At 43.2% G+C, this 20,737-nt stretch carries 14 protein-coding genes; 8 read left to right on the top strand and 6 right to left on the bottom strand.

Annotation, left to right across the window (positions count from 1 at the left end):
- Positions 1-112 precede the first annotated feature (112 nt).
- Positions 113-1,123, top strand: coding sequence for a cell envelope integrity protein TolA (locus tag CAN34_RS02660; protein ID WP_089554325.1), 1,011 nt, complete (start codon positions 113-115; stop codon positions 1,121-1,123).
- A gap of 137 nt (positions 1,124-1,260) precedes the next feature.
- Positions 1,261-2,553 (top strand): PD40 domain-containing protein, encoded by a 1,293-nt coding sequence (locus CAN34_RS02655; protein WP_089554324.1) that lies wholly within the window; start codon positions 1,261-1,263, stop codon positions 2,551-2,553.
- Positions 2,554-2,752: 199 nt separating this feature from the next.
- Here the strand turns inward: CAN34_RS02655 and CAN34_RS02650 are convergent, their stop codons facing one another.
- The 3 genes from CAN34_RS02650 to CAN34_RS02640 form a co-directional block, all read right to left on the bottom strand.
- Positions 2,753-3,397 carry a cytochrome c gene (locus CAN34_RS02650; RefSeq protein ID WP_089554323.1) on the bottom strand — a complete coding sequence of 215 codons (645 nt, stop codon included), beginning with the start codon at positions 3,395-3,397 and terminating at the stop codon, positions 2,753-2,755.
- 46 nt (positions 3,398-3,443) lie between these two features.
- Positions 3,444-5,045: a flavin monoamine oxidase family protein gene (locus CAN34_RS02645; protein ID WP_079691970.1), complete on the bottom strand. Its 1,602-nt coding sequence runs from the start codon at positions 5,043-5,045 to the stop codon at positions 3,444-3,446.
- 215 nt (positions 5,046-5,260) lie between these two features.
- Positions 5,261-6,715 (bottom strand): cytochrome c, encoded by a 1,455-nt coding sequence (locus CAN34_RS02640; RefSeq protein ID WP_089554322.1) that lies wholly within the window; start codon positions 6,713-6,715, stop codon positions 5,261-5,263.
- Between the two features lie 613 nt (positions 6,716-7,328).
- On the opposite strand from CAN34_RS02640, the gene CAN34_RS14190 reads away from it, so the two are divergent.
- Positions 7,329-7,499 carry a hypothetical protein gene (locus tag CAN34_RS14190; RefSeq protein ID WP_165767600.1) on the top strand — a complete coding sequence of 57 codons (171 nt, stop codon included), beginning with the start codon at positions 7,329-7,331 and terminating at the stop codon, positions 7,497-7,499.
- 106 nt (positions 7,500-7,605) lie between these two features.
- On the opposite strand, the gene CAN34_RS02635 is transcribed toward CAN34_RS14190, so the two are convergent.
- From CAN34_RS02635 to CAN34_RS02625, 3 genes are all read right to left on the bottom strand, one after another.
- Positions 7,606-8,172, bottom strand: a complete 567-nt coding sequence (locus tag CAN34_RS02635) for a flavodoxin family protein (RefSeq protein ID WP_171996381.1) — start codon at positions 8,170-8,172, stop codon at positions 7,606-7,608.
- Positions 8,173-8,408: 236 nt separating this feature from the next.
- Positions 8,409-9,377: a polyphenol oxidase family protein gene (locus CAN34_RS02630; RefSeq protein WP_089554321.1), complete on the bottom strand. Its 969-nt coding sequence runs from the start codon at positions 9,375-9,377 to the stop codon at positions 8,409-8,411.
- A 61-nt stretch (positions 9,378-9,438) separates the two neighbouring features.
- Positions 9,439-10,686 (bottom strand): RluA family pseudouridine synthase, encoded by a 1,248-nt coding sequence (locus CAN34_RS02625; RefSeq protein ID WP_121509216.1) that lies wholly within the window; start codon positions 10,684-10,686, stop codon positions 9,439-9,441.
- Positions 10,687-11,477: 791 nt separating this feature from the next.
- Here CAN34_RS02625 and CAN34_RS02620 point away from each other — a divergent pair.
- From CAN34_RS02620 to nrdA, 5 genes are all read left to right on the top strand, one after another.
- On the top strand, positions 11,478-12,563 hold the full coding sequence (locus CAN34_RS02620) for an outer membrane protein assembly factor BamD (RefSeq protein ID WP_089554320.1): 1,086 nt from the start codon (positions 11,478-11,480) through the stop codon (positions 12,561-12,563).
- Between the two features lie 173 nt (positions 12,564-12,736).
- Entirely contained in the window at positions 12,737-14,884 is a 2,148-nt protein-coding gene (locus tag CAN34_RS02615) for a DNA primase (RefSeq protein ID WP_089554319.1), read from the top strand.
- Positions 14,885-15,412: 528 nt separating this feature from the next.
- The gene (rpoD, locus tag CAN34_RS02610; protein WP_089554318.1) at positions 15,413-17,326 is read left to right on the top strand and encodes an RNA polymerase sigma factor RpoD; all 1,914 of its coding nucleotides are present in this window, start codon (positions 15,413-15,415) and stop codon (positions 17,324-17,326) included.
- A gap of 292 nt (positions 17,327-17,618) precedes the next feature.
- Positions 17,619-17,930: a YbeD family protein gene (locus CAN34_RS02605; RefSeq protein ID WP_368039465.1), complete on the top strand. Its 312-nt coding sequence runs from the start codon at positions 17,619-17,621 to the stop codon at positions 17,928-17,930.
- A gap of 529 nt (positions 17,931-18,459) precedes the next feature.
- Complete coding sequence (nrdA, locus tag CAN34_RS02600) at positions 18,460-20,736, top strand: class 1a ribonucleoside-diphosphate reductase subunit alpha (protein WP_089554316.1); 2,277 nt, start codon at positions 18,460-18,462, stop codon at positions 20,734-20,736.
- The last annotated feature ends 1 nt before the right edge of the window (position 20,737 follow it).

The raw sequence follows: 20,737 nt of genomic DNA, 5'->3' as shown, positions 1-20,737 counted from the left end.
ATGTTTAATTTAGCTGGTTATAATAAAGTAGATAATCTGATGAAATCCTCTATTGAGTTTCGCCTTCTTGATTGCCACGTTCTTGAGTATCATTTTTTTGAGTATAGATGTCATGCATAATGCTCCTGTCGTTTATGTACCGACTGAACCCGAAGGCAATGGCCTGACCTTGCCCACGCTACTGAGTTTGCTCGCACATGGTCTCGTGATTGGAATACTTATCTATAGCTATCAAAATATGGAAGTAGAAACTGCTGGCAGTATTGAGACGGTCATGGTTTCACCTGAGCAATTAGCTGAGATGCAAGGGCAGATTCTTGCCAATCGTGCTGCAGCAGCCAGTGCGATGCAAGATAGTAGTGCGAGCGGCGCATCAAGTGCCATGCAAACAGAAGCGTTTGACGGTAGCGTTAGCACTCCAAATCCTACTCAACAAAACTCCCAGCGTGTGCCCGTTTTTACACGCTCTGATGATCCTGCTAGTCGCCCTATGCTTATGAGTGAAGAGCAGCATCAACGCTTGCTTGAGCAAAATCAAGAGTATGAACGCGGAATGGCTGAGTGGGCAGCACAGTTAGATGAATCAGTGCTAGAAGAACATGACCAAGTTGAAAAAGAAAAAAGACAGCAACTTATCGAAGAGCAAAAAAAACTTGGCGATTTTCGTAATAAACAAAACAATCCTCCTAAGATTAAACGTCCCACTGCCAACGACCGAAACATAGAAATTAATACGGGTGGCTCTGGTAGTGCAGGTCAAAAATTTAGCTTATCAGATGACGGGCAATCGACTCTATCTGGTGATACAGCGACATCAAGTACCTCAAAAGGAAGTAGTCGTTCAGCATCAAGCGGTGCTCGCGGCGCAAGTAACAGCGAAATCATTAACCTAATCAAGCGTAATTACAATCCACCGATAGCAGCGAAAGGCTCAACTCAACGTGCCACGCTAACGATTACCGTCAATGCTAGCGGTAATATCGTCAACGTCACCGCTTCTGGACCTGATAGCGCCGTTAATGAAGCGGCCAAACAAGCCGTTCTGGACACGGGTAGCTTACCAATTGATGCCGATGATCCTAAATACCCCACTTTTACCATACAGTTTAAGGGTAGCAATTAATCGGTTGCTCAATTCTTATATTATTGATAACGTTACCTTAAGCGACTTGCGCGGCCAGACATATTGCCTTACTTTAATACCCAACTTACCGCTTATAAAAAACAATGATTACCCTAATTTAGGAGTTCGACTTGGTCATGCGTACCCACAAAAAACTATTCCTCTCTTTACTTGCTTGCACCTCAAGCTTGCTAGCTGCTCCCAGTGTATTTGCGGCACCGGTCGTTTTAGAATTGGATTATGAGATTCCAGTCCAACAAAGCCAAGTTGCGTTTGTGCCCTTTGCTGGCGACTCCGTTTTATCACCTATTATTTTTAATGATTTGAGCAAAACCGAACTAAAAGTTACCAACCAAAATCTACCACAACAACCGCGCAGTAGTAGCGAGCTGGCAGGTACATTGCCCGTATGGCAAAGTATGGGTATTCCTTATCTCGTGGTTGGTAGCACTCGTAGTAATCGCGGTAAGGTCGTGACTGATTATGAAGTGATTGAGGTTAAAACTGGTCGTGTGATAGAAGGTAAGCAAACCTTAACCGCTGAGAACAATAAAGAAAGCATGCGTTATGCCGGTCACGTCATCGCTGACAAAGTCTATGAGCTGATTACGGGTATTCCAGGTGACTTCTCAGGGCGTATTGCCTATATCGAAGAGGTTGGTGCAGGAAAAGAGAAAGTATCGCGCTTAAAGGTAATGGATGCTGATGGTGAAAACGCCAAAACCATTACTGAAGTGGCAGGCTCTATATTCTCGCCGACATGGTCGCCAGATGGCAACCGTATCGCTTATTCAGTACAACGCGATAAATCGTATCCTGTTATCTACGTACAAAGCGTGAGCGGCGGCAGTGCGACACCATTAACACCCTTCCCTGGTAGTAATTTAAGTCCCTCATTTTCACCAGATGGCAGCAAAATACTATTTTCAAGCAGCTTTGAAGGCAGTGCTGATATTTACGAGATGAGCGCCAGTGGCGGTCAACCTAGAAGAATTACCAATTGGCCAAGCAGTGAAGTGCAGCCAAGCTATGCGCCTGATGGTAAATCTTTTGTGTTCGTTAGTGATCGAGCAGGATTTAATAAACCACAGATTTATCGTTATGAGTTTGGCTCAGGACGTACGACCAAGGTGTCAAATAGTGGTTATGCCACCAGCCCACAATTCAGTAGCGATGGTTCACAAATTGCTTTTTTAAGTGGTCGCTCAGCCGCCATCATGAATAGCGGCGGTGCTGTCACTACTAATTTGGGAAATACGGGTATCGACGAAGCACCGAGCTTTTCGCCTAACGGTAAGCGCGTTGTTTATGCTTCAAAGCAAGGTGGAAAAGGTGTATTGACCATTAAATCACTGAACGGTGGTGAATCGTTTGGTAAATCTGGGCAAGGCGTCATTCGCTCACCTGTATGGTCAGCCAGTCCTAGATAAAGCTAAAATTTTATAACGTCTTAATCACAAAAAAGCGCCCGATAGTCTGGGCGCTTTTTTGTGGGTAAAAAAATAGTAATTATTTAGAGTGATTCTAAACACCTACATCTATTCGCTTGGATCACTCACTTGGATCACTCACTTGGATCACTCACTTGGATCACTCACTTGGATCACTCACTTGGATCACTCACTTGGGTCACTCACTTGGGTCATAACCTGGCGGATTAGCATGTCTAAGCTTTGCCACATCTTCGGCAGTAACTGTATCGGTAAAACCATTTAAATCACTCACAACGTACTGAGTAACCGCAGCCATCTGCTCATCATTCATCATCATGTGAAATGACGGCATACCACGAAAGCCATTAATCAAAATATCAATGATGTAGTATTTTGACTGCATCTTGCTATTGTTTGCTAGTGGTGGATAATAGCCCGCTCCCTGCGCTCCTTCGCCTTTATGCATATGGCAACCAGCACATGAGTCATGATAAAGCTTTTTGCCATCCGTAGTCACAAAAGCATTGGTACCTTCAAACTTCGCTTCCCACTCGCTGATACTTGGATCGTTTTCCATACTGGGTAGTGAGCTGTCATCAACAACATTGATAACCGGCGCTTTTAGCTCCTCACGACTCATATAGACACCGCCCCAACTGCCCGTGTTTCGACTTGCTTGGTAGTCAGGAGCTTGTGCTGCATCGTGTTTACTAGCCACAGTCTCTACGTCATCTGCTTGTTGACTACAACCTACTAGTGCAGTACTACCTATCATACTCAGTACTATAACCGTCAGCATTTTAGGTGTCATGATTGCTTTTTTCACGATTGGATTGTCCATGATAGCCTCTGAATTTATTATCGTTATCCACATTACTTAAGCATTATTAACCTAGCATTTTTGCTTTTTTATGCAGGCGCTTAGCCGCATCCATGCCAGATAAAATAGCCCCTTCCTGCCACGCTGGAATATGCGAGCAATGCTCACCTGTCAGCACAATACGGTTATCTATACTGCATAAGGTATCGTAGTGTTGTTCGCGACTTGACTCGCTCCAAATACCGTAGCAGCCAAGCGTCCACGGGATACGATGCCAAACGACTGAGGTTCCGGCACGGAATTCTTTTGGATACTGTGGGTGGATGTATTTTCCGTAAGCAAGTGCCACATTAATACGCTCTTGCGGGGTCAAGGTATTAAACTTATATGACGTTGCACCAAAACCATAAGCGCCTAGCAATACTCCAGAGCCATCTTTAAACATATCTTCTGAAGGATAAGAAATTTGGGTAATAGGCATATTGGTATAGGTTAAGCCGCCGTAAATCCACTCATCCTCCTCCCAAAAGCGGCGATTAAATTCTAAACCGATTTTATAAGACGTATCATAAGGTACGGCTGCCATCGCTTGTTTCATCGGTTTTGAAACGTTGATATCAAGCTGCGTCAGTACAGTTAATGGAATATTACAGATACACCAATCAGCACGAATGGTTTTGGTTGCGCCGTCTGGACTATTACTGTCTACATAGTCGACGGTTACGCCGCTTTCGTCTTGATGAATCTTGGTAACTTTGGCATTGAATTCAATCATATCGCGGCACTCACGCGTGAATGCATCACCGATTTTACCCATTCCACCCACTGGCTGGAACATCGTTGGTTGATGGACATAGACGTTGTGGTTGCTATAAATATCTGCCCACATACCTGAATCTAATAATTCATTCATCGGTAAAACTTTTGAGGGCTTTTCATTAGGCATTAACCCGCCACCCGGTAGCACGCTATAACCACGATGTTTACTGGTTTCGTGACTGGTCCTATAACGATAGTCTTTATCCAGCACACCCCAGCCTTTTAAGCCTTCGAGTAGCTTCTCTTTGTCTTCAGTGTTTACTGAGCGATCAAGACTGCCAACATTTACTGCCTTTGATAATAACTCTGATACATGACCTTGGATATCGTTCTTTACATCACCCAAACGCTGCGGTACGCCACCAAAGTGATCGGTGCGATGCAGGTAAGCCCGATCATTGGTTTGTATAAATGGCTGCATCTCGACACCGAACTGTTTACAGTAGTGAAATACAGCGTAGTGATGGCTTGGTAAACGCCATGGTCCACCATTAAAATAATTACCTTCCTCAAAATCACAAGTGACCTCTTCGCCACCAAGTTCGGTATATTTATCACCACTATTCAGCGTCCAGCTACGACCGCCACCACGGTTTTGAAACTCAAGTACTTTGACATCATAGCCCGCTTTGCGCAGCTCATACGCCGCAGTCAACCCGCCAAGACCGGCGCCAAGGATGACAATAGTAGCACCAGCAGGCGCGCCCTTTAAATCCATGGTTTCTTTGAAGCTCGATTCTGAGGCAAATCCTAAGGTAGTCATTGCCTGATACATCGCGGTTGCACCTGCTGTTTTACCAATCATCGAGAGCAGTTGACGCCGCGTGGGTGATTGAAGCATGTCTTTCATAATAATGTCCTTAAAGTAGACGTTGGTACATGACAGTAGGCGCTCTTTTTATTAATAACGACTTATTCTATTAATCTGCTTGGTTTAATTTTGCGTCTATTTACCAAGTTATAGCGCTCTACCTTGCTGCCCTTAAATCTTGTCTGATAATAAGCATGTAAAATGCGTTTATAATATTCATTGCTGTGCTGTCTTATTGAATATAAACATTCAAATTAACGACGGCGTCTATTACGTATGATGGCTCGAACAATAAATATAATGACCGCAATAGCCACAATAATGCCTAATATCGCAAGCAAGCCAGCATACTTAATTAAAAAAGGCTTATCAGCACCAGTGGTTGCGATACGATCGACATCCGCCGCACTTACGGCACTGCTCGCAAGACCACCAAAGTTCACACGTACGTAGTTAGCGATACTGGCAATCTGCTCATTATCTAGTTGATCAGAAAATGCAGGCATAATAGGTGAGGTATTGGTACTGCCTACCACTCCATGAAGAATGATGTTTACTAGCGCATCAGGCTTATCACGGCGGATACTACTTAAACCTACGATAGGAGAATATTGAGCATCGGGTTGACCATAGCCATCCACACCGTGACAGCTACCACAAGTCGCTAAATATAAAGATTTTGGTGAATTGCTGCCGTTACTTACTTCTGTTTTTGCTTGCGCCAAATAATCTTTTTGAGCAAGTAAGTCATGGGTGATAGACTCGCTAACGCGGGTGGGCAAACGTGAGACATCGACAGCAGACACCTTATCATCCGTTTGAATGGCAGGTACTGCTTTTAGATAAGAGGCAATCGCACTCAAATCTTCATTTTTTAGATACTGCGTACTGTGCGCAACCGCTTCACCCATCGGACCACCAGCATAAGCGCGCTGGTCAAGCTCACCGGTACGTAGATAAGTGATAATGTCTTGCTCACTCCAGCTACCAATACCACTCGACTCGTCAGGTGTAATATTTGGCGCATGCCAATTACCAAGCTGAGCGCCCGACAAATACATTTTTTTATCAAAACCCATCGTGCTATTACGCGGTGTATGGCAAGTACCGCAATGTTCTAGATTATTGACAATATATTCGCCACGTTGCTGCGTTTCATTGAGACCGTCACGCTTTTCGGTAGAAGGGACGTTTAAAAAGTTCCAACCAAGCATGAGCGCACGAATGTTAAATGGAAATGGCAAGTCGGTTTTTTGCTTGGGCGCTTCGTCGACGACTGGCACCGTTTGTAGATACGCAAACAACGCACTGATATCTTCCTCTTTCATGCCGTTATAGGAAGGATATGGCATAGCAGGATATAGCATATGGTTCGGAGCGCGGCCTTTTTGCAAAGCGTTTTTTAAATCGGTCTCAGTATAGTTACCGATACCGTAACGCTTAGACGGGGTAATATTGGTTGAATAGATTTCTCCCATCGGCGTTTCAATCGCTGTACCGCCCGTATAACTTTCACCATGGCATGCCATGCAATCAGCAGCACGGGCGATATAGGCACCTCGGTTGACAAGCTCGCTATTGGCTGGACTTATATTAGGTAAGCTAGCATTGGGCAAGCTAGTATTAACAAGGTCAGCACCTTCAGCCATCGCGGCGCTGGAGGTAATACCAATGACAAGCATCGATAACATCACAGAAAGTGGCTTCATAATATCCTCATATAGCTGGCACCTAGGGTGTTTTAATAATTGATGGCGCATGACATTTAATATTGATCTAAATTTTTATGATTATCTGTTTTACTACTCTGTTTACCGCTCACTAAAAAATTGTATAGCTCACTAAAAGATCTAGTAAATGGTAATCAAAAACCAAATAGTTACTAAATACTGTCTGCCCACCTCACTAATGTAAGACTATTTCGCCTCTATTACTTAAATAGTAACTCATTGCCCTCATTTTTTTACAAAACTTAAAGAACTTATTTATCGGTACCAATCTCTACTAAATTAATATGTTTTTATATATTATAATTATAAATAATTTAACGAATCCCTTGGAAAACAATAACTAAGGAAATATAGAATGGCGATTTTTCTTTCTATGAGAAACATATAGTCATAGATAAATCTCAAAAATTCAGCTTATTACCTCTAATTAATAGTTTTGACCGTACATAATAGATACATAGGTTCAAGTCATCATATCTTCTACATTCAACATTATCTTTACATTGCTATGAAACAAGCGCTTGCACAACACTCTATTTTGTTTATGATAGGCGCTATTTTAGCGTCGCTGATTCCCTGTTGAGATACCACTATGAAGTCGTTAACCCTGAGCTATGTATTTACAGCTGTCCTATTGATGACAGGTTGCCAATCATTTCAATTTGTCGAAAGTCCGATTCCTGTCAAAAATGCTCCTATCAAAAATATTTTGGTTAAGAATGTCCCAGCTACGCCTATTACCATCCAAAATAACGCTCAATAAAATAATGCCCAATAAAACAAGCACAGCAAAAAAAAGCAGATATCGGTTTGATATCTGCTTTTTAATGTTTAATAAATAACTATGAATGATTTAATGGCAGCTTATGCTAGCTTTCTGAAGATGTTGGCTCATGTTTGGGTTGATGCTTAATAATGGTTTTGGCCAAATGATCACCAAACCAAATAGCGGTATCGATATCGCCCACTCCTGGTGTTTCTTCAGGTGGACCATCAAGCGACTGGGTCATCAAACCCAAAAAGCTCGATAAACGGTTTAAATCATGTGCTTCATGACCTGTTGGCATCAGCGGCATACCGATCCAATTCATCCCATGCTGCATAGTGTAAAGACAAATCTGTTGGAGTACAGCAAGCTTATCACCGCTAAGGCCGCCTGAGTTGGCGAAACCGGCCGCCCACTTGCCTTCCCATTTACGATGGTACCAACGCTTTGATGTTTCATCCATAAAGATCTTAAAGCCTGCCGTCACGCTACCCATATATACTGCACTACCAAACACCAATAGGTCGGCCTGATCCAAAAATTCCCAGTCGACATCGTGCACATCGACTGCTTTGGCTTGCGCTGCTGGTAATTGCTGACGAGCGCCAGTGACTATTGCTTCGGCAACACGCTTGGTATGACCATAGTTACTATGATAAATGACAGCCATTGATACACTGGGAGGGTTATCATCATGAGGTGATACTATAGACGGTGTGACAGATGTATTCATACAAACTCTAATAATGGTGGTAAATAATGAAATAAAAAATAAGAGGATTCATCAGGCTCGTGATGCTTAATAATAGAATGATGTATTTATTATGATTCAGTCACTGTGATTAAATTATTATGATTAAGTTACTATGTTTCAATTACTGTATTTCAGCTGCCATGCTTCAGTTATTATATGGAAGCACTGCGTGTAATAATCAATGCCATACGCCCTGTTGCAGGCTGCTGCAAATGAGTCTGACGCCGATAAGAATAGTAACGATCATCAGCATAGCTACAAGGTATAGATGACGAATTGCATACTGTGATACCTGCTGCTTGCAATTGATCGGCAGCAAGCCTTGGCAAGTTTATCTTAATTTTTTCTGCGTCGACTTTAGCATAACTTGATAGTTTATCAACTGTCTTATGTAATCTTTGAACATCTAGATCAGCATCAGCATTGATCACAGCACTCATAACGTAGCGTTCATCAAAATGATTAATACCATCTATAGTCAATGACTGATTTTTGATGCAACCTGCCAGCAGCTTATCCCGAACATCGCGACCAACTTCGTAATTATATTGACTGATACAAACCCCTATCCAAGCCAGAATCTGCCCGCTGTCACTAAAACGTTCAGCTGTCGCCTTAATAACGCCACACGCCAGCCCTTGCCAGCCAGCATGAATAGCTGCAATTTGCCCTGTTGTTGGCTGGTATAAGACAATCGGTACACAATCGGCAGTCATTATCGCCAGTCCTAAAGCAACTTGCTGACTAAGCATCACATCAGCGGCCATTGGCTCCATGCTCAGCGCTGTCGCGTCGATATCATGAATCTTCTTGCCATGGATTTGATTAACCCAGTGCAGACTTCTGATAGGCAGGCTATTAGTAGATGAGTTTTGTTGTGGCGCTGCTAATTGCTCATTGATAGCCGTGAGCAAACGCATCCGATTGGTTAATACTTGAGCTGCATCGTCATTGACATGCAAGCCTAAATTCAGCTCGCCATAACTTGCTTGCTTTCGCTGTTGCGTCTGCTGATGTTTTTCCGATAGAGCATCAGCAGCAATGCTTGAGAAAGCAGCCGTTTGAAAAACAGCCACGTCATCCAGTTGCGCGAGTAATGTTATAGGAAGCTTATTAGTCATGGCTTATTCATCATAGCTTAGTCATTCCTTATCGTTCATCGCGGCTCATTTAGTAACCTTTTTAATAACCTTTGTACGATAATTTTTCTTCAGGATCATAGCCATCATTTAACACGGCAATCAATTGTTCCATATCTTCAGGCATTGGCGTCATAACCTCAACATCCTCACCGGTCGTTGGATGGACAAAACCCAGCGTATAAGCATGCAATGCTTGGCGAGGAAAATTACTAATCGCTTGACGTTGCGCTTCGGTCAGACCTGAGCGCAGTTGACGACGACCACCGTAGACCCGATCACCCACTATCGGATAGGTAATATGACTCAAATGCACTCGAATTTGGTGAGTACGCCCAGTCTCAAGACCTACGTCTAATAAACAGTAATTGCCATTGAGCGCGGTCACATTTAATAAATGCGTGACTGCTTCGCGCCCTGCCGTCATCACCGTCATTTTGGTACGCTGATTACGATGGCGACCAATCGGTGCATCGATAAGGCGATGACGCAATAAGCTCGCTTGATCGCCTGCCACCACACACTGATAATGGCGATAGACAGACTTGTCTTTTAGCTGCTCCATCAATGCCAGTTGCGCAGGCTTAGTCTTGCCAATCAGCAATAGCCCCGAAGTATCTTTATCAATCCGGTGTACCAACCCTGCACGCGGTAGATGGTGCTGCTGCGGATAGTGATAGAGTAGCGCATTGACCAAGGTGCCGGTTTGATTGCCCGCGCCAGGATGTACCACCATACCCACAGGTTTATTGATGACCAATACATCGTCATCTTCATAGACCACGTCGATGTCGATATTTTCTGGCTGATCTTCACTATGCTGCTGTAATGTCGTTGATAAATGCAAGACATCGCCTGCTTTGACACGGATTTTTGGTTTTTGCACACTACCGTTATAAAGCAAGCTGCCGTCAATAACCCACCCTTGCAGCTGGGCACGCGAAAAATCGGTAAATATTTTTGATGCCAATTTATCAATACGTAAACCGGCTTCATCTTCTATCACCGTATGCGTGACATCAATAATAACGGGTATTGCCTGCCCCGCTATTGACGCTTCATCATCGCCGTGCTCATCTTCATCGTCATCTAGTTCTTCATCCAGCTCTTTGTCAAGGTCGCCATCTAGCACTTCGTCATCGGATAAGCTATCGTCGTACATATGCTCATCAAAAGCTGTCTGATTGTCGTCAGGTAACTCACTATTATTCAAAACGTTATTTGGCATTGGTAACTCTTGTGCTGATGAATCAGTATCTAGCGATTGATTCGGTGGTAAATGGGTAGTCATAGCATTATTATTCATAGCGGATTCATATATGGCAAAGCTCCTGACGTTGTTCCGTAAGAAGACTTCATAAGAAAACAGGGTGATGCTTACTGACTATTAAAAACTGACCATTAAAAATAGGTATGGTCAAAAAATTGGAAGTAATATCGCCATAGTGTAACATGCTGAGCGTTCAAGCCCTATAAAAGCTGAGCGTTATCTAACATTTTATAATGCTCAATTGAGCTTTTATCATCCGCCGTTAACTCTCTAAAATATAACATTGCTGTAATTTACTGTATATTTGTCGATGTCAGCGATATTGGATATCGCTCGTTACAGCGGCTCATGCTAAACTATCGAGCGCAAGAGAAATGCGTAAAGCGCTTCAAGCTCGTAGTAGATGTAAAGTGCCACTTAGTAAAATTAGTAAAAATTATCGCTTGGTAAAAAAGTACTGCTTAATAAAAATAAGCAACGGTTGGAGCACCTAACTACAAAATAGATAACGAAAAAATAGACGAAGCAAATGTTATTCTATAAAGTAAGCCATGTTTTGCTGTATGCTATGGCACTGTATTATTATCGGCCTGTTTTTATTGCAAGCATTGTATGAACGCTTCTGGTTTGATTGATTTAATACATACCCTATCTCATTCAGCTGTTGTAATAACGATAACAGGTATGCTCGGTAATTGGCATACTTAATAACAGACCACTATTGATGCCCTGTGCATCGTTTTTTATCATCAATCTTAATATATAGTATGATAGCGTTATTGCTATTATACGTCTTGTGTCGGAGAAGAAGTATGCAAGCTGTTGGCAATACGTTTATCAAACTGTCCTCAATCACCTTACTGGCCCTAAGTGTCAACTTGGTGGGTTGTCAAACGTTTAAAAACCTGACCGGCGGCAAAGACGTGGATGCGGTTGAAACTGCTGAGAAGTCAGAGCAAGGTTACTATAACAACGCCATTGCCCAGATTGATAAAGGTCGCTATACCCAAGCCGTCGAAGATTTGACCAACTTACGTACCTTTTATCCGACTGGACAATATGCTGAACAAGCATTGCTCGATATGATGTATGCACAATATGCAAGTGGTAAATACGAAACCGCAGCTGCCAGTGCAGAGCAGTTTATCCGTCTATACCCTTCTAATCCGCAGGTCAGCTATGCCTACTATGTGCGCGGTGTGGCTAACATGCAAGGCTCGTCTGAAGGCCTAAAACTATTTAAGCTCAATCAAGCTGAACGTGATACCGCATATTTGCGTATTGCCTTTGCAAATTTCCAAGAGCTTATCAATAAGTATCCGAACAGTCCTTATACGCCAGATGCTGCTCAGCGCATGACCTTTATCTATAACCAGTTTGCTGAAAGTGAGATGAGCGCTGCCAATTGGTATATTGAGCGCGAAGCTTATGTCGCGGCTGTCAATCGTGCAAAATGGGTCTTTCAATACTATCCACTCAGTGAATCCGTACCAGAGGCGATCGCCGTACTTGCTTATAGTCATGAAAAATTGGGTCTAAATGATTTGGCAAAAGAGTATAAAACACTATTGCAAATTAATTATCCAAATTTACTAACTGCTGATGGACGCGTCAAGCTCGACACCAAACGTGACCGTAATTTGTTCAATAAATTGACCTTTGGGCAGCTGAGCCGTTTTAACAAGGACACCTCAGTTGCTGAAGGCAATTACAACGGGGCGACCAAAACCCAAGTCATTCGTAATGCCAATCAATTAAGATTGCCAAGCGACAATGCTGCTGCCAATACAGCTGCGCCGACAAGCAATACTTCTCCGCTGCGTCTGACTGATGAAAATCGCCGTGTGCGCCTAGGTGCAGTTGAAAATGAAAGCATCGATATGACAGAGGGTAATTAATCCTATTTCAGCATAAGTATGCTGACAGACATCAACTAAAATAAGGTCAACGACATAGTTGGCCTTATTTTTTCTGTTTTGGTTTTTGCCTCATTGTTTTTGTTATATATTGCCTGCGTGCAATATTGGTTCTGCCTTAAAATAACGCACACCTATGGTAAACTGTTTTTCGTATGAGTATCCCAAATCATATTCTTGAACAATTAAATAGCCAAGCTGACTTAATCAGTATCATTGGGCGTCATACTACGCTTAAACGTGCTGGTGCTGAGTATAAAGGCTGCTGCCCTTTTCATGGTGAAAAGTCGCCTTCTTTTTATGTCAATCCACAAAAAAACATCTATCACTGCTTTGGCTGTAGTGTCGGTGGCAACGCCATCAGTTTTTTGCGTGATTATGAAAACTTAACGTTTATTGAAGCGGTCAATGAGCTATCAAAGCAAACGGGCATTGAGGTGCCAAAAGAAGAGCAACAAAACGTCAGTTATCAGCGCACTAAACCGCAACCAACTATAAAACCTGTACCGCAAGCGCCACCTAACTCCTCAATCGCTGCACAAATAGCATCAAAGACTTCATCGGAAAACACACCGCCGGATTATGCGGAGCAATCGACTTATACTGGCAGCAATAGCTACGAAGAATATCTACCGCCAGACGCTTACGACTCGGTGCCTTATCCAACGGATGCTTATGGTTCAGACTATCAAGGTGATGACAGCTATCCGCCTGCATGGTTGACAGCCGGAGATGATACTGTAGGCTTGCACGGTAGTGACGCAGGTAATAGCAGTGACTTAAGTAATAACAGCGACAATGAAGACGGCAATCTGTATGAGCTTTTAGAGAAAATTCAGCAGTTTTATCAGCATAATCTCAGCATCCACCCTCATGCCAAGCATTATTTTTTATCGCGTGGTATTAGCGACGAAATCTTTGAAACCTTTGGTTTGGGCTATGCCCCTTTTGGTTGGCAGCATCTTGAGCATCAATTTCCGCAAGATATTCAAGGTTTAAAAGCGCTCGGCTTAGTACGTCGCTCAGAGTCTGGACGTGATTATGATTTGCTCCGTGATCGGGTCATTTTTCCGATTCGAGACAATCAAGGACGCACCATTGGTTTCGGCGGTCGTGCGCTTGATGATGAAGCGAAGCCCAAGTATATCAACTCGTCCGACTCGCCGGTCTTTCATAAGCAGCATGTGTTATACGGCTATTATGAATCACGCCAGCAACGCGCCGATAGTTGGCTGGTGGTCGAAGGCTATATGGATGTCATTGCCCTTTACCAAGCAGGTATTTATGGAGCGATTGCTTCCATGGGTACGGCGATTAATGAAAGTCAGATATCACGGCTTTTAACGCTCAACCCTACCCTAACGTTGAGTTTTGATGGTGATAGTGCCGGACAAAAAGCGGCTTGGCGCACCCTTGAAGTTGCGCTGCCTGTGCTGGCGGACGATAAAGAATTAAGGTTTTTGACACTGCCCAATAATCATGATCCTGATACCTTTATAAAAAGTCAGGGCGGCGATGCCATGCGTGAACAAATCGCTAACGCCATGCCGCTGTCACAATATATTTTTGCTTATTTAAGTGATCGTTACGACTTGACCTTGGTAGAAGGTAAAGCCAAGCTGATGTCGCAAGTGCGCTCATTGACCACTGCATTGCCGAAAGGCAGTAGCTTTCGTTATCTGCTCAACAATGATATCTATCAAAAGCTTGGCGGTAAACGTAGCCAGAATAAAGATGCAAGAGATGCACTGCTAGACTTTGATGGTGAAATGACCACCAGTCAACAATTGCAATTGTGCTTTGTGTTTCAGCCACGTACATTGATTGATGATCCTATCGAAGCGATTTGGCAGCAAGCAGGTATTCATGAGTTGCACTTGCCTGCCCATATCAAACAAAAAGCCTCTGCGGATGTATTACGCCCACTGGCTTGGGAAGATATGCAAGACGCGGCGCTACTTGATATCGTCAGCACCATTAAGCGCTGCCTCAATCATTTGCCAAAAGATGCTAATGCAGCAGCGCACTTTATCTTATCCAACGTTAAGCCTTTGACCCAAGAGACAATTAGCCGCGATTGGGGCAGCTTTTATAAAGCCCTTATTGCTCGTAATGTATTAAGTTTAGATGGCTTGATTGAAGAGCTAGTAAGTCAACTTCTTGAACGCCATATGAAAAAAATGATTAAAAATCCCGATTATGTGAAAGCAACTATTGTAAAAATGCAAAGTCAGCGATTAAACGACTGGCTACGTGCGCAGCATGCAGAACAATCGGCACAAATGGCGACGGTTAAATCTTAATATTTACCCTTGGTTTTTATTTATCAAGAAGCAACCCTTTAAAAGCATAGCGGTTGCCCCCACTATTAATCAATATACCCAGTAGTCAAAGCCGACCTTAAAAGAGTGTTAAACACTCAACTGATGGCAAATAATCAGTAAAAAACAGTCGGTAGATATCACTACCTCGTGCTTGATTACTACGGTCTGTGTTAAACTGTGTCGCTATATATTTATAGCACTGCTTGATGAATGACGACAAGCCCGCATTATTGAGCACAATTTTAGGTATAAGTTTTTTAACCAGCATTTTTTAATGGTGAGTTTTTAGGTATTACTATTTTGAAGTCTTTTTAGCGTTACTAATTTTTTGCCGTTTTTTGGCACTGTGATTGTAGTATTTTGAGCCTTTATTCATATCCACTCATTTTTGTTATTATTGACAACCTTTACGCCCTATTTTGATGAATCGATTGATTACATCAACGCACCGAGCGAGCGATAGCAAGTCACAATATAAAAATGTCCGATGCAAGTAAGCGAGTATTTATGAACGATAAGTCAGTTTCTAAGTCCACATCTCAACTGGCCACCTTAATCCAAATGGGTAAAGAGCAAGGGTACTTAACCTATGCTGAGGTGAATGACCAACTCCCCGACTCTATCACTGAAAGTGATCAGATCGAAGATATCGTACAAATGCTAACGGACGTTGGCATTAAAATTTTTGAATCTGCGCCCGACGCCGATGACATCTTGATGAACGATGAGTCAAGCGATGATGAGTCAGCAGCAGACGAGGCAGCAGCGGTATTAGCAGCGGTTGAGACCGATCCTGGTCGTACTACTGACCCTGTGCGTATGTATATGCGCGAAATGGGTACCGTTGATCTACTAACTCGTGAAGGCGAGATTGTTATTGCCAAGCGTATCGAAGAAGGTATTCGTGATGTACAGCATGCGATGTCTTATTGGCCTGGTACGGTACAGTTCGTTCTTGACGAGTATCAAAAAGTACAAGATGGCGACAAAAAGCTCTCTGACGTCATTACCGGTTTCTTAGATCCTGAAACCGAAGCAGACAAAATCGCTGCCCAAGAAGCAAAAGAGGCGGCGAAAGAAGAAAGAGAGCGCATCAAAGAAGAAAAAGAGAACCCGCCTGTTATCAAAGTAAAAGCAAAAGCGGCGCGCGATGATGATGACGAGGACGAAGACGAAACTGAAGAAGAAGCCGAAGAAGAAACCAGCGGTATCGATCCAGAAGAAGTACGCCTGCGTCTAGAAGAGATCGAAAATCTATTTATCAAAGCCAAACAAGCCTTGCTTGATTATGGTCGTGGTAGCACAGAAGCTGATGAAGCCTACGAGCAACTTGCTGTACGCTTTATGATGCTAAAACTGAACAATCGCCTCTCAGATCAAGTAATGGCGATTATGCATGATGTCTATGATGATGTGCGTAAGCAAGAGCGTCAAATCATGCGTTTGGTCATTCGCCGTGGTCGTATGCCGCGTGAAGAGTTCCGTAAAACCTTCCCTAGTAATGAAACCAACGTCGATTGGTTGATTGAGCGTATTAAAGGCAAGCCTGCATTTGCTGGCACATTAGAAAAAGTCACCGACGACGTTATTTTATTACAGCGTAAGATTCTTGATTACGAGCAGCAGCTCGATATGAAAATCCACGACATGAAAGATGTGGCGCGCCGTATGGCTATCGGTGAAGCAAAGGCTCGCCGTGCCAAAAAAGAGATGGTCGAAGCTAACCTACGTCTGGTTATCTCTATTGCGAAAAAATATACCAACCGTGGTCTACAATTCTTGGATCTCATTCAAGAAGGTAATATTGGTCTGATGAAAGCGGTTGATAAATTTGAATATCGCCGTGGTTACAAGTTCTCAACCTATGCCACATGGTGGATTCGTCAGGCAATTACCCGCTCTATCGCTGACCAAGCGCGTACCATTCGTATTCCTGTGCATATGATTGAGACGATTAACAAAATCAACCGTGTCTCACGTCAATTGCTACAAGAAATGGGACGCGAGCCGACGCCTGAGGAATTAGGCGAACGCTTAGAGATGGACGAAGTTAAAGTCCGTAAAGTGCTAAAAATTGCCAAAGAGCCTATCTCAATGGAGACGCCAATCGGTGATGATGAAGACTCGCACCTAGGTGATTTCATCGAAGATGGTACTATCTCAAGCCCTGTTGACGATGCGACAGCTGCAGGTCTGCGTGAAGCCACTCGTGATGTGCTTAGCAACTTAACTGAACGTGAAGCGCGCGTGCTAAAAATGCGCTTCGGTATCGATATGCCAACCGATCATACTCTAGAGGAAGTCGGTAAGCAGTTTGATGTAACGCGTGAGCGTATTCGTCAGATTGAAGCAAAAGCGCTACGCAAATTACGTCATCCATCACGTTCTGAGCATTTGCGCTCTTTCCTTGAAAATGACTAATTTTAGAAATCTACTTTATAAAAACCAGCTTCTTGAAAATAGCTGACTTAGACCATATAAAGTAGACAGGACGTTATTAAGCAAAATATTATCAAAAAGCTGAGCGAGTCTCAGCTTTTTTGTGCTTTATTTAAGCGCCAATATTTGACCCTATTCAATAAAAAATAAGGACAACATCATGAGCGATGACCCAAAAGACACTACCAATCAAAACTTCAGCAATCAAAATTCAAGCAAGAAAAATAATAACCAACAAGAGCAAGTGACTAAAAAAGAGGTCAACATCGGCGAGTTGGTCAATGATACCGATAACATCAAAGGTAAAAAAACCGACGTACAAAACCCGGAGCTTTGGGAATTCCCGATGAACTATCCGATGAGCATCATCGGTCATGAAGGCCAGCATGAAAGCTTGCTCAATGAAGTGAAGCTGATTCTTGGTAGCCAATTTCCAGAATTTGATTTGGCATCTACAGAAGTCAGGCCTTCAAAAACTGGTCGCTTTCATTCGGTTCGTGTCAACTTGTATTTGACCCATGTTGAGCAAGTAAATATCTTATATGCCGCACTTGATAGCGCAAAAACGGTACGTATGGTCGTATAATCACGCTGATATTCATTTAGAAAAAACCAGCACCTTTTTCGTCCAAATCGTCACTCATATGGGTGGCGATTTTTTGTTGTCTAGGGTACAATCATCACCCGAAATATGCATCACATGACGGCGACTCTCGCTGGTCAATTGAGCAAACCATAAAAAGTAAATTCACGCCTTTTTTTACAAAACTTTTATTATTTTTATCATTGCCGTCTAACCCTTATCCCATCGTCCTTTGCCAAAATTTGAACACGTTGCAACCTCTGAGCAACATAGTTTGATACTAAAATCAATATAGCATTTTCAAAATTTTCCCGCTATATTGTGTCCACCTACTAACAAATACGCTATATGTAGTGCTCAGTGATTTAATGTATCACTCTGAGCAGAGGCAGCTTTTTGCCTAAAAAAACACTCTGCCATGACAGAGTGTTATAGCGTCATAAAGAATGCCTGCCGGTTATACGCCGTGCAGCATCACTATAAATCATTAAATCATTAAATAATTAACAAGCAATCAACTTACGAGGTCAGCATGACACATATCGATAAAATCCAAGTAACCAAACGTGATGGACGTTTAGAGCCTATCGAGTTAGATAAAATTCATAAGGTTATCGAGTGGGCAGCTCACGGTTTAGATAATGTGTCGGTGTCACAAGTTGAGCTAAAGTCGCACATTCAGTTTTATGAAGGTATCAAGACTCGTGATATTCACGAAACCATCATCAAGTCTGCCGCTGATCTTATCTCTGAAACCACCCCTGACTATCAGTATCTAGCTGCTCGTTTGGCCATCTTCCACTTACGTAAGATTGCCTACAATAAATTTACCCCGCCGCATCTGTTTGATCATGTGCAAAAGCTTACCGACGCGGGCAAATATGACGCGCATATCTTAGCCGATTATAGCCGTGCTGAATTTGATAAATTAGAAGAATACCTTGACCACTGGCGCGATATGAATCTTGCTTATGCTGCTGTTGAGCAAATGGCTGGTAAATACCTCGTACAGGACCGCGTTTCTAAGACCGTCTTTGAGAGCCCACAGTTTTTATATATGCTGGTTGGCATGTGTCTGTTTGCCAGCTATGACAAATCCGAACGTCTCGACTATGTGAAGCGCTTTTATGATGCGACCTCACAATTCAAAATCTCGCTACCAACGCCAATCATGTCAGGCGTACGTACACCATCACGTCAGTTTAGCTCATGCGTCCTGATTGAGTGCGGTGACAACCTTGACTCTATCAACGCTACCACTAGCGCCATCGTACGTTATGTATCACAGCGTGCCGGTATCGGCATCAACGCCGGTCGTATTCGTGCCCTTGGTAGCCCTATCCGTGGCGGTGAAGCACAACATACTGGCTGTGTGCCGTTTTATAAATTGTTTCAGACAGCTGTTAAATGCTGCTCACAAGGCGGCGTCCGTGGCGGTGCTGCAACGTTATTTTACCCATTATGGCATTTAGAAGTTGAGTCATTATTGGTTCTGAAAAACAACCGCGGCGTCGAAGACAACCGTGTCCGTCACATGGATTATGGCGTACAGATTAACAAGACTTTATATAGCCGCCTGATTAAAGGTCAAGATATCAGCTTGTTCTCACCTTCTGATGTCCCAGGCTTATACGATGCCTTCTTTGAAGATCAAGATAAGTTTGAAGAGCTGTATACTAAGTACGAGCAAGACAAATCAATCCGTAGCCGTCAAATTCCAGCCACGGAATTGTTTAGCTTAATGATGCAAGAGCGCGCCAGCACCGGTCGTATCTATATCCAAAACGTCGACCATTGCAACACTCATAGTCCGTTTGACCCGACTGTTGCGCCAATTCGCCAATCAAACCTCTGTATGGAGATTGCGTTACCGACTAAGCCACTTGATAATATCAATGACGAAGCAGGCGAGATTGCCCTTTGTACGCTATCTGCGGTCAATTTAGGTAAAGTTGAAAACGTTAGCGACATTGAAGAGCCAGCCGAGCTAATCGTCCGTGCCCTTGATGCCCTGCTCGACTATCAAGACTATCCAGTCAAAGCTGCTGAGAATGGCAGTATGCGTCGCCGTACCTTAGGTGTTGGTGTAATTAACTACGCGTATTACTTAGCGAAAAATGGCGTACGCTATTCAGACGATAGCGCGCTTGGTCTAACCCATCAAACCTTTGAAGCGTTGCAATTCTATCTCTTAAAAGCCTCAAACAAATTGGCAAAAGAACAAGGCGCGTGCCCTGCCTTTAATGAGACTACTTATTCGCAAGGTATCTTGCCGATTGATACGTACAAGAAAGACTTGGATAAAATCTGCCAAGAGCCGCTACATCTCGATTGGGAAACGCTACGCACTGAAATCACCACTCACGGTCTGCGCAACTCTACCCTAACTGCTTTGATGCCGTCTGAGACCTCTAGTCAGATTGCCAACGCCACTAACGGTATCGAGCCACCACGTGGGCTGGTCTCTATCAAAGCGTCAAAAGATGGTATCTTAAAGCAAGTCGTGCCTGAGATTGATAAGCTAAAAGATCAGTACGAGCTACTATGGCAAATGCCAAATAATGACGGTTACCTAAAGCTGGTCGCTATCATGCAGAAGTTCGTCGATCAAAGTATCTCTGCCAATACCAACTACGATCCCGTTCGTTATGAAGGTGGTCGTGTACCAATGAAGATATTGCTAAAAGACTTGTTGACGGCGTATAAGCTTGGCGTGAAGACCTTGTATTATCACAATACTCGTGATGGTGCGAACGATGCCCAAGCGGATATGGAAGATGATTGTGCTGGCGGTGCTTGTAAGATTTAGG

It is taken from the genome of Psychrobacter sp. DAB_AL32B, from assembly GCF_002224105.1.
In the GTDB taxonomy this organism is placed as follows: Bacteria; Pseudomonadota; Gammaproteobacteria; order Pseudomonadales; family Moraxellaceae; genus Psychrobacter.
The sequence above is the reverse complement of the archived record's forward strand: the minus strand, read 5'-3'. Positions and strand labels throughout refer to the sequence as shown.

What these genes read in the sequence shown, in the direction of transcription:
- CAN34_RS02650 (WP_089554323.1), bottom strand. Translation starts at nt 3,397, where the DNA reads ATGGACAATCCAATCGTGAAAAAAGCAATCATGACACCTAAAATGCTG.
- CAN34_RS02655 (WP_089554324.1), top strand. Translation starts at nt 1,261, where the DNA reads ATGCGTACCCACAAAAAACTATTCCTCTCTTTACTTGCTTGCACCTCA.
- CAN34_RS02615 (WP_089554319.1), top strand. Translation starts at nt 12,737, where the DNA reads ATGAGTATCCCAAATCATATTCTTGAACAATTAAATAGCCAAGCTGAC.
- CAN34_RS02635 (WP_171996381.1), bottom strand. Translation starts at nt 8,172, where the DNA reads ATGGCTGTCATTTATCATAGTAACTATGGTCATACCAAGCGTGTTGCC.
- CAN34_RS02640 (WP_089554322.1), bottom strand. Translation starts at nt 6,715, where the DNA reads ATGAAGCCACTTTCTGTGATGTTATCGATGCTTGTCATTGGTATTACC.
- CAN34_RS02625 (WP_121509216.1), bottom strand. Translation starts at nt 10,686, where the DNA reads ATGACTACCCATTTACCACCGAATCAATCGCTAGATACTGATTCATCA.
- nrdA (WP_089554316.1), top strand. Translation starts at nt 18,460, where the DNA reads ATGACACATATCGATAAAATCCAAGTAACCAAACGTGATGGACGTTTA.
- rpoD (WP_089554318.1), top strand. Translation starts at nt 15,413, where the DNA reads ATGAACGATAAGTCAGTTTCTAAGTCCACATCTCAACTGGCCACCTTA.
- CAN34_RS14190 (WP_165767600.1), top strand. Translation starts at nt 7,329, where the DNA reads ATGAAGTCGTTAACCCTGAGCTATGTATTTACAGCTGTCCTATTGATG.
- CAN34_RS02660 (WP_089554325.1), top strand. Translation starts at nt 113, where the DNA reads ATGCATAATGCTCCTGTCGTTTATGTACCGACTGAACCCGAAGGCAAT.
- CAN34_RS02645 (WP_079691970.1), bottom strand. Translation starts at nt 5,045, where the DNA reads ATGAAAGACATGCTTCAATCACCCACGCGGCGTCAACTGCTCTCGATG.
- CAN34_RS02620 (WP_089554320.1), top strand. Translation starts at nt 11,478, where the DNA reads ATGCAAGCTGTTGGCAATACGTTTATCAAACTGTCCTCAATCACCTTA.
- CAN34_RS02630 (WP_089554321.1), bottom strand. Translation starts at nt 9,377, where the DNA reads ATGACTAATAAGCTTCCTATAACATTACTCGCGCAACTGGATGACGTG.